The following is a 17477-nucleotide window of genomic DNA, read 5'->3' as shown; positions in this document are numbered from 1 at the left end:
GGAAAAGAGATTTATGGATTTAAAGAGTAGGTCGCAAATGACGGAGAACGCAGAGTTTCCATGCAGCAGTTGTCATGCACAGCCCCCTAAGAACTCAAAATGCCTTGGCATTCATTCTCTTACATAGTGAAAAGCTCTTAATCTCTTAAACTCTGTGGTAAAAAAAATACTTCCGAAAGTTGAGTAAGTAACCGCTATCTAATGGTGCTTTTGACGCAACGTTGCGTTACTTTTAGCGTAACGTTGCGTTGATTTATGCGTGACGTTGCGTTTATTTTGCCGTGACGTTGCGTTGCTTTTCGCGTGACGTTGCGTTGCTTTTCGCGTGACGTTGCGTTGCTTTTCGCGTGACGTCACCCAATTTTGTGCCACTTCTGCCAATATGCCATTTGGCATTTTTTGGTAAAAAGCCCTAAAAACGCCGTTTTTCCCATATTTGCATAGATTGTGCCAAATGGCAGAATGGCACAAGTGGCACAAAAGCAGACTTATTTCATCACCCTCACTTCATAAATGTGTGGGGTCAATGTTAGTCATTTTGTTCATGGTAGTGTATAATAAGTTTATAATCAGTAGTCTTTTCCTTAATTGAACTTCTGCTCGTCGATGATGTTTCCCCTCTTCATCCGTCACTCGCCAATGCACAATGTTGCGTGCTTCTGACGCGATGCTCACTCAGCATTTCGTCACCTTGCGTCCGTCAGCTTCGTAAGGGATGGCATAGCCCTTGGAGTCTATCTGAGCCAAGGCGTTGTCAACGGAGTCATCGACCTTCAGTTCGAGAACGTAGATGTCGGCATTTGTCTTTACCACCACGTCGGCACGACCAAGTACACTCTTCACCTCGGTATCTACCCTGCTGTTGAGCAGTGTGAATATCACATACATAAGTAGCTTGTAGAAGTCCTCGCGCTTCTTCTTCGCCATCCACTCCTTGCGGGTGATGATGTCGTAGGGAATTGAGGCGATCTCTACCGCATCTGCGAGAAAACAGACGAGCGTTTCGTGATGATTATCGATGAATGGGATGCCATCCTGCGTGAGATGGGCTCGGATGACTACATCTCCACATCATACGTTGATTTGCTCCGCCGTCTGTTCAAGGGTTTGTGGTCGGATACTGTCTTTGCCGGAGCATATCTCACGGGAATACTGCCCATAAAGAGGTACAACACCGAGTCGGCGTTGAACAATTTTTGCGAATATACCATGATCCGTCCTGGTAAGATGTCAGAGGCTTTAGGTTTTACACATGACGAAGTGGAAATGCTATGTAAGAAGCATGGAATGGACTTGATGGAGATGGAACGCTGGTATGACGGTTATCGCATAGGCAAGGCATCTCGCATGTTCAATCCCTATTCCGTAATAAAGGCTATCTACAATGAAGAATATGGTAGCTATTGGACTACCACCGGTGCCTACGACTCGGTGATAACGTATATCCAGATGAACTTCGACGGACTCAAGGACGACATCATCCGTATGTTGTCAGGGGAGAGCGTGTATGTCAACACCACCGAATTCCTCAACGACATGCATAACGTCAGAAGCAAGAATGACGTGCTCACCGTATTGATTCATCTCGGATATCTGTCTTATAACAAAGACACTTATGAGTGCTATATACCCAACAAGGAGGTGGCCGACGAGATGAACAATGCAATTAGAGCGACGTCATGGACACCGTTGGCAAATACTATACAAAACTCCAAATTCCTCCTCGACGCTACCATTGCGGGCAATGAGAATGCAGTGGCACAGGCCATCGACATCGCCCACGACGAGAACACGAGCATCCTTGCCTAAAACGGCGAGAACTCACTTCATAAGCCATCGAAGGTACCTTCGTCAAGCGATGAAGGTACCTTCGATTTTAAATACTATAATATATATATACCTCCTCTGATTTTGTTACGGCTACATAACTACCATGAAATAATTCCATACTATGTATCATTATATATTGAGTGTTGTGGTGAAAAAAGAAGGAGGCAGATGCCAGGAAATGTCCCGGCGTCTGCCTCCTTCGGTGATGCTATTGCTCTCGTGGAGTATTACTCTGTGATACAGATAGAAACGCGGTTCATGTCGTTCTCGGCGAATGGCTGAACGCGGCTGCCCTTAGAGTCAGAAGCGATGCGGTCGGCAGAGATGCCGTACTTCTCGGTGAGCATCTTAACAACGGCAGCGGCACGCTGAGAAGCGAGACGGTCGTTGATGTTGTCGTTACCTGTGCCTGCGTCAGCGTAGCCGGTGACAACAACCTTCTTCTCTGGATATTTGCCCAGGTAATCAACGAGTTCCTTAACCTTAGCTTCCTCAGCCTTGGTAATCTGGCTTACGTTGATGGTGAAGAACACGTCGATGCGGAGTGGTTCAACTACCTTAACCTCCTCAACAACAGGTGCTGGAGCTGGCTCTACTACTGGCTCTGGCTCTGGCTCAACCACTACAGGCTCAGCAACAGGAGCAGGGGCAGCCTTCTCGTAAGACTTGCCAAGGTTGATCTTCAGACCGGCGAGAACGTTGAAATACCAGTCGGCGTTGCCTGCTTTCTTTGAGTTGTACTTGTCGGAGATGATATTGGCGTTACCCTCGATGCCGAGAGCCACGGCGTCGCTCAGACGGAAGTCAACGGCGAGACCGGCCTTACCTACAGGGCGAACCTTTGTGCCTTCCCAGATGTAAGTCATGTTGTAGCCGCTCTTCACGATGTCGTTAGCCTCGTCGTTAGAGAAGCCGATGTTGATACCACCACCTACAAATGCGGAAACGTTCATGGTGCGAACGGGGTTGTAGCCGCAGAAGAGGTTAGAGAGGTTGAACATGAAGTCGATGGTAGGAGCGACATACTTGTACTTGTAGCTGATATTGCCTGGGTTGGCACCGTCAGACTCCTTGTAGCCGTTGTAGCCACCCTTGCTCTGCCATGCGTTCACGGCGAGACGGGCTCCGAACACGGGGCTGAACTGACGTCCGAGAGCTACCTGTACATTAGGAGAGATAAGGTCGCTGAACTTTGCCTCACCGAGTGTGTACTGTGCACCGCCCTGCAATTGCAGGTAGTTGTGCTTCTTGAATGTGTACTCTTTGGCATCCTGTGCCTGAGCTGCTACTCCAAGTGAGAGAAGCGCAGCAACGAGTAAAGATTTCATTGTCTTCATACGCGTCTAATTTATTCTAATAATTAATACTTTCTCTCTCTAGGCTAATTGTTAAACCTATTTGGCTGCAAAGATAGTGCAAAATTCTGATACAGACAATATTTTATTGTGTTTTTTTAAATATTTATGCAAATAATTGACTTCCATTGGGAATAATGCGTCAAAAGGTGTTGGCTCGTGGCTGACGGATGACTGTCGGGGAGAGAGGAGCTGATGGCATGGAGATGACTACAAAATAAATAAAATAGGTTAATTTTTTTGGCAGTAAATATAATAATGTGTATTTTTGCACAAAATATTTATACTTGATTATGCATAAATCGGGATTTGTAAACATTGTGGGCAACCCCAACGTGGGTAAATCGACGCTTATGAACCAGCTCGTAGGAGAGCGCATAAGCATTGCTACATTCAAGGCGCAGACCACTCGGCACAGGATAATGGGTATCGTCAATACCGACGATATGCAGATAGTGTTTTCCGACACACCGGGTGTGCTGAAACCCAACTACAAACTACAGGAGTCGATGTTGGCGTTCTCCGAGTCGGCGCTGACTGATGCCGACGTGCTGCTCTACGTCACCGACGTGGTGGAGAACCCTGAGAAGAACATGGACTTCCTGGAGAAGGTGGCGAAGATGGATGTGCCGGTGCTGCTGCTGATAAACAAGATAGACGAGAGCGACCAGAAGAACCTGGGCGACATAGTGGAGAAATGGCACGGGTTGCTGCCTAAGGCTGAGATACTGCCCATATCCGCAAAAAACAAGTTCGGCATCGACATGCTACTCAGACGTATCTACGAGCTACTGCCCGAGTGCCCGCCGTATTTCGGCAAAGACCAGCTGACCGACAAGCCGGCGCGATTCTTCGTGAGCGAGATTATCAGAGAGAAGATCCTGCTTTACTACGACAAGGAGATACCTTACAGCGTAGAGGTCAGGGTGGAGAGCTTCAAGGAGGAGCAGAAGCTGATACGCATCAGGGCGATAATCTATGTGGAGCGCGACTCGCAGAAGGGCATCATCATCGGGCATCAGGGCATTGCGCTGAAGAAAGTGTCGATGGAGAGTCGGAAGGCACTGGAGAAATTCTTCGGCAAGTCGGTGTTTCTTGAGGTTTATGTGAAGGTGGACAAAGACTGGAGAAGCTCTGACAAGGAGCTCGGAGCCTTCGGCTACAACCTTGACTGAGACAGAAGATTGATAAGTAATGACAATTTGAGAAACGGAAAGAAAACATGGGAAATTTAGTGGCTATAGTGGGACGCCCTAATGTGGGCAAGTCAACACTATTCAACCGATTGACAAAGTCGCGCCGTGCCATAGTGAGCGACGAGGCGGGAACAACACGCGACCGACAGTATGGCAAGTGCGAATGGAGTGGACGTGAATTCTCGGTGGTGGACACCGGAGGATGGGTGGTCAACTCCGACGATATATTTGAGGAGGAGATAAGAAAACAGGTGATTATCGCGACAGAGGAAGCCGACCTGGTGCTGTTTCTCGTCGATGTGATGAACGGCTTGACCGACCTCGACGAGGACGTGGCGAAGATATTACGACGCTCAAAGCTACCCGTGATACTCGTGGCTAACAAGACTGACAACAACACGCAGCAGTATTATGCCGCCGAGTTCTACAAGTTAGGACTGGGCGACCCGTTCTGCATCAGCGCCGCCACCGGCAGCGGTACAGGCGACCTGCTCGACGAGGTGCTGTCGCGATTGAAGACCGACGAGAGCGACGACATTGAGGACGGCATACCGCGCTTTGCCGTCGTGGGCCGACCGAACGCCGGCAAGAGCAGTATCATCAACGCCTTCATCGGCGAAGACCGTAACATCGTGACCGAGATAGCGGGCACCACACGCGACAGTATCTACACACGCTACGACAAGTTCGGCTTCGACTTCTATCTCGTAGATACCGCCGGCATACGTAAGAAAAACAAGGTGACCGAAGACCTCGAGTTCTACTCGGTGATGCGCTCCATACGTGCCATCGAGAATAGCGACGTGTGTATCCTGATGATTGACGCCACGCGAGGCATCGAGGCGCAGGACATGAACATTTTCCAACTCATACAGAAGAACAACAAGAGCCTCGTGGTGGTAGTGAACAAATGGGACCTGGTGGAAGAGAAGTCGCAGAAGGTGATAGACACCTTCGAGTCTGCCATACGCCAGCGCATGGCTCCGTTCACCGACTTCCCCATCATCTTCGCCTCGGCCCTCACCAAGCAGCGTATCTTCAAGGTGCTGGAGACGGCAAAGGAGGTCTATCTGCACCGCACGGCAAAGATAGGCACGACGAAGCTCAACGAGACGATGCTTCCGCTGATAGAGGCTTATCCACCACCATCGATAAAGGGAAAATACATCAAGATAAAGTATTGCTCACAGGTGCCTAACACACAGATCCCGTCGTTTGTGTTCTATGCCAACCTGCCGCAGTATGTGAAAGAGCCGTACAGGAGGTTCTTGGAAAACAAGATCCGCGAGAACTGGAACCTCTCGGGTACTCCTATTAATATATTTGTCAGACAGAAATAGTCGGGAATGAGAAAGATACTTCTATGCGCAGCCCTTGGCTTCCTCGCCATGGGCTGCTCTGATAATAAAACTATCGACTATGCCGCGTTAGCTGCCAAGGAGTATTACGACAGCCTTATGGCAGGCAACTACGGATATTATGTTGACGGCTTCGCACGCCAAGGCTCCTTGCCTGAGGACTACAGGGAACAGCTGCTGGTGAACGCCAAGCAGTATGTGTATGCCATCAGGGAACAGCGCCACGGGGTGAACGAGGTGAGGATAGTGGGGTCGAAAGCCGATTCGCTCTCCAAGACCACTAACGTCTTCCTGATGCTGTGCTTTGGCGACAGCATCAACGAGGAGGTGGTGGTGAGGATGCAGGAGAAAGACGGCCGATGGATGATGAGATGACTATCTCTTCATGCTCGCCCTCATCTTCTTCAGCAGGTCGCTGGCGAAGATAAAGTCGCTGAGCAGCTTATTGTCGGAGTCCATCACTTCGCTGCTCTGCCCACGCCATTCGAGATGTCCCTGATGGATGAAGATGATAGACTCGCCGATGCCCATCACCGAGTTCATGTCGTGGGTGTTGATGATGGTGGTGATGTTATACTCGTGGGTGATGCTGTGGAGCAGTTCGTCGATCACCAACGATGTCTTCGGGTCGAGACCAGAGTTGGGCTCGTCGCAGAAGAGATACTTGGGGTTGAGGGCTATGGCGCGCGCTATAGCCACACGCTTCTGCATGCCGCCCGAGATCTCTCCAGGGAATTTCTGCTCCGCATCGACGAGGTTGACACGGTCGAGACATTCCTGTGCCCTGCGGATGCGCTCGCGCAGGTTCATCGAGGAGAACATGTCGAGTGGGAACATCACGTTCTCGAGCACCGTCATCGAGTCGAAGAGTGCCGCCGACTGGAATATCATGCCCATCTCGCGTCTCAGGGTAATCTTCTCCCTCTTCGACATCGACACGAAGTCGCGCCCGTCGTAGAGCACCTCGCCCGAAGTGGGGTCGAGCAGGCCTACGAGGTTTTTCATCAGCACCGTCTTTCCTGAGCCCGACTGGCCGATGATGAGGTTCGTCTTGCCGTTTTCAAATGTGGCGGATATGTTTTTCAGCACGTCTTTGTCTTCAAAAGACTTGCACAGGTTCTTTATTTCAATCATACATCCAATTTATTCGTTGTCATCGTTTTGTTTTACCGTAGCGTCACACAGAGAAGCTATACGGACAGCAGCTGGGTGAGGAACACGTCGGAACACAGGATGAGTACCGACGAGCACACCACGGCATCGGTGCTGGCCTTGCCCACATTCACCGAGCCGCCTTCTACCGTATATCCGAAATATGAAGGCACGCTGGAGATGATGAAGGCGAAGAAAAGACTCTTGATGATACTCATCCACACAAACCACGAGTTGAATGCGTGCTGCAAGCCCGCCGTGAGGTCGTCGGGAGAGAGCACATGGCCTATATATGCCGTGGCATAGGCGCCGAGGATGCCCGTTGCCGAACTGAATATCACCAAGAACGGCATGATCGTGATCAGGCCGAGTACCTTGGGAAGGATGAGGTAGCAAGCCGAGTTGACACCCATGATGTCGAGCGCGTCAATCTGCTGAGTCACCCTCATGGTGCCAATCTCCGAGGCGATGTTCGAGCCTACCTTGCCGGCAAGGATAAGACACATGATGGACGACGAGAACTCGAGCAGCATAATCTCGCGGGTGGTGTAGCCCGTCACCCAGCGCGGCATCCACGGACTTTGGATGTTGAGCTTCATCTGTATGCATATCACAGCACCGATGAAGAAAGAGATGAGCAGCACAATGCCGATGGAGTTCACTCCGAGCTGTGCCATCTCCTTCACATATTCTTTCATAAACATCCTCATCCTTTCGGGGCGCTGGAAGGTGCGGCCCATGAGTATGAGGTAACGTCCGAGCGTGTTAAGCCATTTCTCTATAAGCATAATTTCGTTATGTTTTGTTTTCTGGCTGCAAAATTATATAAATAATGTGAGAAACCATAAGTTTTAATGAAGTTTTTTGCTTTATTATTCAAATATAAACTAAAAATGTGGCAAAGAGTGATGATAGATGAAAAAAAAAGAGTAACTTTGCGCCCAAAATAATTCTAACGACATGGACGAGAATAGAAATAATGAAACCAGAATGGTGCTTCGCACCGAAGGACTGGTGAAGCGATATGGCAAGAGAACCGTCGTCAACGACGTGTCGATCGACGTGAAGCAGGGAGAGATAGTGGGACTGCTGGGCCCTAACGGCGCCGGAAAGACCACCTCTTTCTATATGACCACGGGACTCATAGTGCCCAATGCCGGACATATCTACCTCGACGACCTCGACATCACAAAGTTTCCTGTATATAAGCGTGCGCGTGCAGGCATCGGATACCTGGCACAGGAGGCCAGCGTCTTCCGCAAGATGAGTGTGGAGGATAATATTATGTCGGTGCTGGAGATGACAGGCAAGCCACGCGACTACCAAAGGTGGAAACTGGAAAGCCTGATAAATGAATTTCGTTTACAAAAGGTAAGGAAGAACAAAGGCGATCAACTGTCGGGCGGCGAGCGCCGAAGAACAGAGATAGCCCGCTGTCTTGCAATAGATCCGAAGTTTATCATGCTCGACGAGCCCTTTGCAGGTGTGGACCCTATCGCCGTTGAAGATATCCAACAAATAGTATGGAAGCTGAAAGACCGTAATATAGGAATCCTCATCACCGACCATAACGTGCAGGAGACGCTGAGCATCACCGACCGCGCCTACCTGCTCTTTGAGGGACGCATCCTCTTCCAGGGCAGTCCTGAGGAACTTGCCGAAAACAAGATAGTGCGCGAGAAATACCTCAGCAATAGCTTCGTGCTGCGCAAGAAAGACTTCCAGATGATGGAGGAGGAGAGAAAGGCAAAAGAGGCAAAAGAAGATGGTTTTTAGTTAAAAAACACAAAAAGGTTGGTTGTTACACCTTTTATATGTAACTTTGCACCCCAAAAATGGATTACAAACAAATAATTAGATAAAAAACAAGATGAATATTTCATTCGAAAACCCCGACAAGATCAATGGCGTGTTGACATTGGTCATCGAGAAGGAAGACTATCAGGGCGACGTAGAAAAGACCCTCAAGGATTATCGTAAGAAGGCTAACGTACCTGGATTCCGCGTAGGTCAGGCACCTATGGGACTCATCAAGCGCCAGTTCGGCGCTTCTGTTAAGGCTGACGCTATCAACAAACTTATTGGCAAGAACCTTAACTCTTATATCGTAGATAATAAGATCGACATGCTCGGCGAGCCGCTTCCAAACGAGAAGCAGGAGCCACAGGACCTGGAGACCGACGGTCCGTTCACCTTTATCTTCGACATCGCTGTGGCACCAGAGTTTAAGGCAGAGCTCACTGCCGACGACAGTGTTGACTATTACAACATCGACGTTGACGACAAGTTGGTGAGCCAGCAGGTGGAGATGTTCCAGTCGCGTGCTGGACACTACGACAAGGTGGAGGAGTATGACGCTGCACAGAACGACATGCTGAAGGGCGACCTCCGCGAGCTCGACGCCGACGGCAACGCAAAGGAAGATGGCATCGTCGTTGAGGCTGCTGTGCTCATGCCACAATATATTAAGGTGGAAGACCAGCGCAAGCTCTTCGACGGAGCAAAGCTCGGCAGCATCATCACCTTCAACCCAAAGAAAGCATATCCCGAGAGCAACGCAGAGATAAAGTCGCTCTTGAAGATCGACGACGCCAAGGCTGAGGAGCTGACATCAGACTTCACATTCCTCGTGACAGAGATCTCGCGCTACGTAAAGGCTGAGGTAAACCAGGAGCTCTTCGACCAGATCTACGGCGAAGGCAACGTCAAGGACGAGGCCGACTTCCGCCAGAAGATAGCCGAGGGTATCAAGAACCAGCTGAAGAGCGACACCGACTACAAGTTCATGCTCGACGTGCGCGCATATATGGAGAACAAGGTGGGCGAACTCACATTCCCCGTTGAGCTGCTGAAGCGAGTGATGATAGCCAACAACAAGGAGAAGGGCGAGGACTTCGTCAACCAGCACTTCGACGCAAGCATCAAGGAGCTGAAGTGGAGCCTTATCAAGAACCAACTCGTGAAGGCTGCCGAGATAAAGATCAACGACGACGACGTGAAGGCTGTGGCAAAAGAGGCTGCACGCATCCAGTTCGCACAGTATGGCATGACGAATATTCCAGAAGAGTATATCGAAAAGTATGCCAACGACATGATCAAAGATGAGAAGTACGTTGACAATCTTGTTGAGCGAGCCATCGACTCTAAGCTAGCTGAATCGCTGAAGAAAGTTGTTAAATTGAATGAAAAAACAGTCTCTTTGGACGATTTTAACAAGATGATGCAAGAAAAATAAGGTTTTTTGAAAAAAAAATCTCTAAATTATAGAGGTTATCGACTTTTTTTATTAACTTTGTTCCACGAACAAGTATAAGAGGGTCGGTAACCTCTATTTTTATTAATACAATTATATGAACGACTTTAGAAAATATGCAACAAAGCACCTCGGCATTAATGGCCTTGTGCTGGACGAAGTGGTGAGCTCGCAGGCTCAGTACCTGAACCCGTATATCCTCGAGGAACGTCAGCTCAACGTTACCCAGATGGATGTGTTCTCGCGTTTGATGATGGACCGCATCATCTTCCTCGGCACACAGATAGACGACTATACCGCCAACACACTGCAGGCGCAGCTGCTGTATCTCGACTCAGTGGATCCAGGAAAGGACATCTCCATATATATCAACTCGCCTGGCGGCAGCGTAACGGCAGGACTGGGCATCTACGACACCATGCAGTTCATCTCAAGCGACGTCGCCACGATATGTACGGGCATGGCAGCCTCTATGGCCGCCGTACTGCTCGTGTCAGGCGCCGAAGGAAAGCGCTCGGCACTCACCCATAGCCGTGTGATGATACACCAGCCTCTCGGCGGCGTGCAGGGACAGGCATCAGATATCGAGATTGAGGCAAAGGAGATAATGAAGTTCAAGAAGGAGTTATATACCATCATCTCCGAGCACTCCCACACTCCTTATGAAAAGGTGTGGAAAGACTCTGACCGTAACTACTGGATGACGGCAGACGAGGCCAAGGAATATGGAATGATCGATACCGTGCTTACAAGAAAGAAGGACAAGGAGGGAGAATAGAATGAAGAAATGTAATTTCTGCGGAAGGCCGGAGAATCAGTGCAGCCTGCTCGTCACCGGTATCAACGGAAATATCTGTGACGTGTGTATCGAACAGGCATACCGCATCTACGAGTCGTCCCAGATAGCCGCAAAGGCGGATAAACCAAAGGCCTTCAAGACGAAGGCCGTGCCAAAGCCGGTGAAGATAAAGGAATATCTCGACGAGTATATCATCGGACAGGACGAAGCGAAGAAATGCCTGGCAGTGGCCGTATATAATCACTACAAGCGACTCCAGCAGCCCGCCGACGATAGCGGCGTGGAGATAGAGAAGAGCAACATCGTCATGGTGGGAAGCACCGGAACGGGAAAGACTCTGCTCGCACGCACCATAGCTAAACTCCTCGACGTGCCTTTCACCATCGTCGATGCCACGGTGTTCACCGAGGCAGGATACGTGGGCGAGGACGTGGAGAGCATCCTCTCGCGACTGCTGCAGGTGGCAGATTATAATGTCGAGGCTGCCCAGCGAGGCATCGTGTTTATCGACGAGATAGACAAGATAGCACGCAAGGGCGACAACCCTTCGATAACACGCGACGTCAGTGGCGAGGGAGTACAGCAGGGACTGCTCAAGCTGCTTGAGGGCACAATGGTCAACGTGCCGCCCAAGGGAGGCAGAAAGCATCCCGACCAGGACTATATCCATGTTGATACCCGCAATATCTTGTTTATCTGCGGCGGAGCGTTCGACGGCATCGAAGTGAAGATAGCACAGCGAATGAACACCCATACGGTGGGATATAACTCGGTGCAGAATGTAAGGAAAATAGACAAGAGCGACATCATGAAATATGTGTTGCCGCAAGACCTGAAGTCTTTCGGACTCATACCGGAAATCATAGGTCGTCTGCCTGTGCTCACATACCTTAATCCGCTCGACAAGGAAGCACTCGCAAAGATACTTATAGAACCTAAAAACTCAATCGTCAAGCAGTATGTCAAGCTGTTTGAGATGGACGGAATACAACTGACGTTCAGCCAGGAAGCCCTCGACGTCATCGTTGACAAGGCCGTGGAATACAAGCTCGGCGCTCGAGGACTGCGCTCGATAGTGGAAAGCATAATGAACGACGCGATGTTTGAGCTGCCTTCGAAAAGAATAAAGAAATTTGAAGTCACCGCCGATTATGCAAAACAACAGCTGGAGAAGTCGCGACTCCAGAAAGTGGGATAGGAACAACGGCTGATGACATAAGTGAGACAAATGAAACAACAGGATATGAATCTAACCGCAGAATTGAAAAAATATTTCGGCTTTGACAAGTTCAAGGGCGATCAAGAAGCGATAGTGCAGAATCTGCTTGCCGGCAACGACACCTTCGTGCTCATGCCGACAGGCGGAGGCAAGTCGCTATGCTATCAGCTCCCCTCGTTGCTTATGGAGGGAACAGCCATCGTCATCTCACCACTCATCGCGCTGATGAAGAACCAGGTGGACTTCATGAATGGCCTCAGCGAGGTGGAAGGAGTGGCGCACTATCTTAACTCTTCGCTCAATAAAGCCGCTATTGACCGTGTGAAGAGCGACATACTCAGCGGACATACAAAACTGCTGTATGTGGCTCCTGAATCGTTGACAAAAGAAGATAATGTAGAGTTCCTCAAGTCGGTGAAGATATCATTTTATGCTGTCGATGAGGCTCACTGTATCTCTGAGTGGGGACATGACTTCCGTCCAGAATACCGACGCATCAGACCCATCGTAAATGAGATAGGCAATGCGCCGGTCATCGCGCTCACGGCGACAGCCACCGACAAGGTGCGTACCGACATAAAGAAAAACCTCGGCATCGTCGATGCCAAGGAGTTCAAGAGCTCGTTCAATCGCCCCAACCTTTATTATGAAGTAAGGCCGAAGACGAAGGACGTGGACAAGGATATCATCAAGTTCATACGCCAACATCCGGGAAAGAGCGGCATCATCTACTGTCTGTCGAGAAAGAAGGTAGAGGAACTGGCAGCCATACTGAAGACAAACGACATCAAGGCTGCCGCATACCATGCCGGTCTCGACTCTGCCACACGCTCCCAGACACAGGACGACTTCCTCATGGAACGTATCGACGTCATCGTGGCGACAATAGCCTTCGGCATGGGCATCGACAAGCCCGACGTGCGCTTCGTCATCCACTACGACATACCGAAGAGCCTCGAAGGATATTACCAGGAGACGGGACGTGCCGGACGTGACGGCGGCGAAGGCATGTGTATAGCTTTCTACAGCAATAAAGACCTCAGGAAACTGGACAAGTTTATGGAGGGAAAACCCGTGGCGGAACAGGATATCGGCCGACAACTGCTACAGGAGACTGCGGCGTATGCCGAGACCTCCGTGTGCCGAAGAAAGATGCTGCTTCACTATTTCGGTGAGGCATACGACAAAGCCAACTGCGGCAACTGCGACAACTGTCTGCATCCTAAGACCAAGGTAGAGGCAAAAGACCAGATGGTGATAGCGCTGAAAGCCATCGTGGCCATCAAGGAAAACTTCCGTACAGACTATGTCATCGACTTCATCACAGCTAAGGAAACCGACGAGATCGTCGCACACAAGCACCAGAACCTCGAAGAGTTCGGCTCAGGTGCCGACGACGACGAGAAGATATGGAACCCATTGATACGCCATGCCCTCATCAGCGGACTGCTGAAGAAGGACGTGGAGAACTATGGCCTGCTGAAGATCACGGCAGAAGGAAAGAGATTCATAAAGAAACCTCACTCCTTTGAGATCGTCAAGGACAATGAGTTTGACGAGGACTACTCAGAAGAGGGAGGCGACAACCCTTGCGCCCTCGACCCGACGCTGTGCGCCATCCTACGCGACCTGCGAAAGAAGATCTCGAAGCAGATGGAACGTCCGCCTTATGTCATCTTCCAGGATGTGTCGATAGAGCAGATGGCAACCGACTATCCTGTCACCCTCGAAGAGCTCAAGAGCATACAGGGCGTCGGCGAGGGTAAGGTGCGACAGCCCTATGCAAAGGAGTTTGTCGAGGTGATAAAGAACTATTGCGAGGAAAACGACATCGTCAGACAGGCTGACCTGCGCGTGCGTACGGTGGCAAAGAAGTCGATGCTCAAGGTGAGCATCATACAAGGCATCGACCGCCAGATAGCACTCGACGACATAGCCAACGCCAAAGGCATCGACTTCGACGAGATGCTCGACGAGGTGGAGGCAATAGTCTATTCCGGCACAAAGCTAAATATCGACTACTTCCTCGAAGAGGTGATGGACGAGGACCATATAGACGACATCTACGACTATTTCCTCGATTCAGATACCGACGACCTCGAGACAGCCATCGAAGAGCTGGGTGAAGACTACTCGGAAGACGAGATAAGACTGGTGAGGATAAAGTTCATTTCAGAAATGGCAAACTGACGCTCTTCCTCTCCTCCTCTTTTAAATAAAGTTAAACTGAGAAGAAATTGTAGAATAACGCTCATTATATGAGAAAATTGTGCTAAATTTGCACGCAATAAAATAGAAAAGTATATTTATGGCATCATTTATTGCAGACAAAATCGTAATGGACGGATTGACTTTTGACGACGTCCTGCTTATCCCGGCTTACTCGGAAGTATTGCCAAAAACGGTAGAACTGAAGACAAGGTTCTCCCGAAATATCGAGTTGAATATCCCGTTCGTAACAGCTGCCATGGACACTGTTACCGAGTCGCAGATGGCCATCGCCATCGCTCGTGAGGGCGGTATCGGAGTTATCCACAAGAATATGTCTATTGAAGAACAGGCACGCCAGGTGGCTATCGTGAAGCGTGCTGAGAACGGTATGATTTACGACCCGGTGACCATTCGCCGCGGTTCTACCGTGAAGGATGCTCTCGACATGATGGCTGAATACCATATCGGAGGAATCCCCGTCGTCGATGATGACAACCACCTCGTGGGCATCGTCACCAACCGCGACCTTCGCTTTGAGCGCCATCTCGACAAGAAGGTGGACGAGGTGATGTCGAAGGAGAACCTCATCACTACTCACCAGCAGACCGACCTCACCGCGGCTGCTGAGATTCTGCAGGAAAACAAGATCGAGAAACTGCCCGTGGTGGATAAGGACAACCACCTCGTGGGACTTATCACATACAAGGACATCACAAAGGCAAAGGACAAGCCAATGGCTTGCAAGGACAGCAAAGGCCGTCTGCGCGTGGCTGCCGGCGTGGGAGTGACTGCCGACACTCTCGACCGTATGCAGGCTCTTGTCGATGCCGGAGCAGACGCTATCATCATCGATACTGCACACGGACACTCGAAGTTTGTGATCGAAAAGCTCGTCGAGGCGAAACGCTCGTTCCCTAATGTGGATATCGTTGTGGGTAACGTGGCTACTGGAGCTGCCGCACGTATGCTCGTCGATAACGGTGCAGATGCAGTGAAGGTGGGCATCGGACCAGGCTCTATCTGCACCACTCGCGTGGTGGCTGGTGTCGGCGTTCCGCAGCTCTCTGCCGTGTATGACGTCTATAGCGCACTCAAAGATACAGGCGTGCCTCTCATCGCCGACGGCGGATTGCGCTACTCGGGCGACATCGTCAAGGCTCTCGCTGCCGGCGGTAGCTCGGTCATGATAGGTTCGCTCGTGGCAGGTACCGAGGAGTCTCCAGGCGAGACCATCATCTTCAACGGACGTAAGTTCAAGAGCTATCGCGGCATGGGGTCGTTGGAAGCTATGGAGCATGGCTCGAAAGACCGCTACTTCCAGAACGACACCAAGGACGTGAAGAAACTCGTTCCGGAGGGTATTGCAGGACGTGTGCCTTACAAGGGAACAGTACAGGAGGTCATCTACCAGCTCATCGGAGGACTGCGTTCTGGCATGGGTTACTGCGGAGCCAACGATATCTCTGCACTCCACGACGCCAAGTTCACACGTATCACCAACGCTGGTGTGCTTGAAAGCCATCCTCACGACATATCCATCACAAGCGAGGCTCCAAACTATTCTCGTCCGAATGACTGATGACAGACATTCGCTCTCTTTGAATACACATTATTATAATTATAGGGCGGACAATAGTGTCCGCCCACTTTTGCGAAATATGAAGATAATATTCACAATAGTATCATTGCTCTTCACCTTGGCTGCCGGCGCACAGACAACAGCCGACCCCGTGGTGATGACAGTCAACGGTGTTCCAGTATATCGCTCGGAATTCATCTACTCATATAACAAGAACAACGGTGAAGAAGTAATTGACCGAAAGACCGTGGAAGAGTTTGCCGACCTGTATGTCAACTACCGCCTCAAGGTGGCGGCGGCATTGGAGGCGCATCTCGACACCATGGCTTCGTTTCGCAAGGAATATCTGCAGTACCGCGACCGCCAGGTCCTTCCCGCCATCGTCACCGACGCTGACGTGATGGCTGAGGCTCACAGACTTTACGACGTGCAGAAAGCCAGTATCGGTCCTCAGGGATTGGTGCAGCCGGCACATATCTTACTGCGCTTGTCGCAGAAGGCGTCCGCCAAGGAGCAGGAGGCGGCAAAGGCACGTATCGACTCCATCTACGGCGTGCTGCAGAACGGAGGTGACTTCGAACAGTTGGCAAAAGACTTCTCGCAGGATCCCGGTACGGCAAAGCGGGGAGGACTGCTGCCGTGGATAGCCGTGAACCAGACTTTGAAGGAGTTTGAAGAGGTGGCGTTCTCGCTACAGACAGGAGAGATGAGCAAGCCTTTCCTTTCGCCTGCTGGCTATCATATCATTCTGATGAAAGGACGTAAGCAATTAGAGCCGTTCGACACCGTGCTCAACGATATCCTTAAGTTTATCGAACGTAGGAATATCCGCGAGTCGATAGCCTTGCGCAAGGTCGATGCTATCGTGAAAGTTTCGGATGGCAGTAAGACAAATGAAGAGGTAATGCAGCAGTATGCTGACTCTATAGCCGCGGTTGACTCCGACAAGAAATGGCTCTTCAAGGAGTATCATGACGGACTGTTACTCTATGAGGAAAGCAATCGTATGGTATGGGAAAAGGCTGCCAAGGACGAGGCTGGGCAGGAGGCTTTCTTTAAGGCTAACAAGAAGAAGTATAAGTGGGACGCTCCGCGATATAGGGGCATCGCCTATTTCGTTCGCGACGGAAAAGACGTGAAGGAAGTGGAAAAATGTCTGAAGAAGTTAGACTTCGAGGACTGGAACGAGAAGCTACATGCCACGTTCAATGCCGACAGCACTAAACGCATCAGGGCGGAGAAAGGCATCTTCAAACGTGGCGACAATGCCGTCGTTGATCGTCTTGTCTTCAAGGCCGACACTACATTCAAGATGCCGGAAGGCTTTATCGAGGCTGCCGTCTATGGCAAGAAGCTGAAGGCGCCGAAGGTATATACCGACGTGCGCGGTCTTGTGGTGTCAGACTATCAGGAGCGACTCGAACAGGAATGGATTGCCGACCTCAGACGCCGCTATGCCGTAGTAATAAACTATGATGTGCTGAAGACAATACCATCGTATGCTGACATTACAAAATAGAATAAT

At 50.3% G+C, this 17477-nt stretch carries 15 protein-coding genes; 11 read left to right on the top strand and 4 right to left on the bottom strand.

The genetic code is table 11. From position 1 onward, the window contains the following. Nucleotides 1–675: 675 nt before the first annotated feature. The gene (locus tag CIK99_RS11285) at nt 676–927 is read right to left on the bottom strand and encodes a PD-(D/E)XK nuclease domain-containing protein (protein ID WP_094381606.1); all 252 of its coding nucleotides are present in this window, start codon (nt 925–927) and stop codon (nt 676–678) included. A gap of 51 nt (nt 928–978) precedes the next feature. Here CIK99_RS11285 and CIK99_RS11280 point away from each other — a divergent pair, with 51 nt between their 5' ends. Beyond that, on the top strand, nt 979–1809 hold the full coding sequence (locus tag CIK99_RS11280) for an AAA family ATPase (RefSeq protein WP_256387403.1): 831 nt from the start codon (nt 979–981) through the stop codon (nt 1807–1809). A 248-nt stretch (nt 1810–2057) separates the two neighbouring features. Here CIK99_RS11280 and CIK99_RS11275 read toward each other — a convergent pair whose 3' ends face one another. After that, nucleotides 2058–3167, bottom strand: coding sequence for an OmpA family protein (locus CIK99_RS11275; protein ID WP_094381604.1), 1110 nt, complete (start codon nt 3165–3167; stop codon nt 2058–2060). Between the two features lie 311 nt (nt 3168–3478). On the opposite strand from CIK99_RS11275, the gene era reads away from it, so the two are divergent. From era to CIK99_RS11260, 3 genes are read left to right on the top strand one after another with little or no spacing between them, the layout of a single operon-like run. Further along, entirely contained in the window at nt 3479–4360 is an 882-nt protein-coding gene (gene era, locus CIK99_RS11270; protein ID WP_094381603.1) for a GTPase Era, read from the top strand. Between the two features lie 47 nt (nt 4361–4407). Then, a complete protein-coding gene (gene der, locus CIK99_RS11265) occupies nt 4408–5721 on the top strand; it encodes a ribosome biogenesis GTPase Der (RefSeq protein WP_094381602.1) in 1314 nt (437 codons plus the stop codon). Nucleotides 5722–5727: 6 nt separating this feature from the next. Further along, the gene (locus CIK99_RS11260; RefSeq protein WP_094381601.1) at nt 5728–6114 is read left to right on the top strand and encodes a hypothetical protein; all 387 of its coding nucleotides are present in this window, start codon (nt 5728–5730) and stop codon (nt 6112–6114) included. Here the strand turns inward: CIK99_RS11260 and CIK99_RS11255 are convergent, their stop codons facing one another. Further along, complete coding sequence (locus CIK99_RS11255) at nt 6115–6873, bottom strand: ABC transporter ATP-binding protein (RefSeq protein ID WP_094381600.1); 759 nt, start codon at nt 6871–6873, stop codon at nt 6115–6117. 56 nt (nt 6874–6929) lie between these two features. After that, a complete protein-coding gene (locus CIK99_RS11250; protein WP_094381599.1) occupies nt 6930–7679 on the bottom strand; it encodes an ABC transporter permease in 750 nt (249 codons plus the stop codon). Nucleotides 7680–7851: 172 nt separating this feature from the next. On the opposite strand from CIK99_RS11250, the gene lptB reads away from it, so the two are divergent. The 7 genes from lptB (at nt 7852) to CIK99_RS11215 (ending at nt 17471) form a co-directional block, all read left to right on the top strand. Next, nucleotides 7852–8667, top strand: coding sequence for an LPS export ABC transporter ATP-binding protein (gene lptB, locus CIK99_RS11245; protein WP_094381598.1), 816 nt, complete (start codon nt 7852–7854; stop codon nt 8665–8667). Between the two features lie 94 nt (nt 8668–8761). Next, a complete protein-coding gene (gene tig / locus CIK99_RS11240) occupies nt 8762–10126 on the top strand; it encodes a trigger factor (RefSeq protein WP_094381597.1) in 1365 nt (454 codons plus the stop codon). 115 nt (nt 10127–10241) lie between these two features. Continuing rightward, entirely contained in the window at nt 10242–10922 is a 681-nt protein-coding gene (gene clpP, locus CIK99_RS11235; RefSeq protein ID WP_094381596.1) for an ATP-dependent Clp endopeptidase proteolytic subunit ClpP, read from the top strand. 1 nt (nt 10923) lies between these two features. Beyond that, a complete protein-coding gene (gene clpX, locus CIK99_RS11230; protein WP_094381595.1) occupies nt 10924–12141 on the top strand; it encodes an ATP-dependent Clp protease ATP-binding subunit ClpX in 1218 nt (405 codons plus the stop codon). A 45-nt stretch (nt 12142–12186) separates the two neighbouring features. Beyond that, complete coding sequence (recQ, locus tag CIK99_RS11225; RefSeq protein WP_371591029.1) at nt 12187–14352, top strand: DNA helicase RecQ; 2166 nt, start codon at nt 12187–12189, stop codon at nt 14350–14352. 118 nt (nt 14353–14470) lie between these two features. Further along, complete coding sequence (gene guaB / locus CIK99_RS11220; RefSeq protein WP_094381593.1) at nt 14471–15952, top strand: IMP dehydrogenase; 1482 nt, start codon at nt 14471–14473, stop codon at nt 15950–15952. Between the two features lie 79 nt (nt 15953–16031). After that, on the top strand, nt 16032–17471 hold the full coding sequence (locus CIK99_RS11215) for a peptidylprolyl isomerase (protein ID WP_094381592.1): 1440 nt from the start codon (nt 16032–16034) through the stop codon (nt 17469–17471). The last annotated feature ends 6 nt before the right edge of the window (nt 17472–17477 follow it).

The organism is Prevotella sp. P5-92 (assembly GCF_002251245.1).
GTDB lineage: Bacteria > Bacteroidota > Bacteroidia > Bacteroidales > Bacteroidaceae > Prevotella.
The sequence above is the reverse complement of the archived record's forward strand: the minus strand, read 5'-3'. Positions and strand labels throughout refer to the sequence as shown.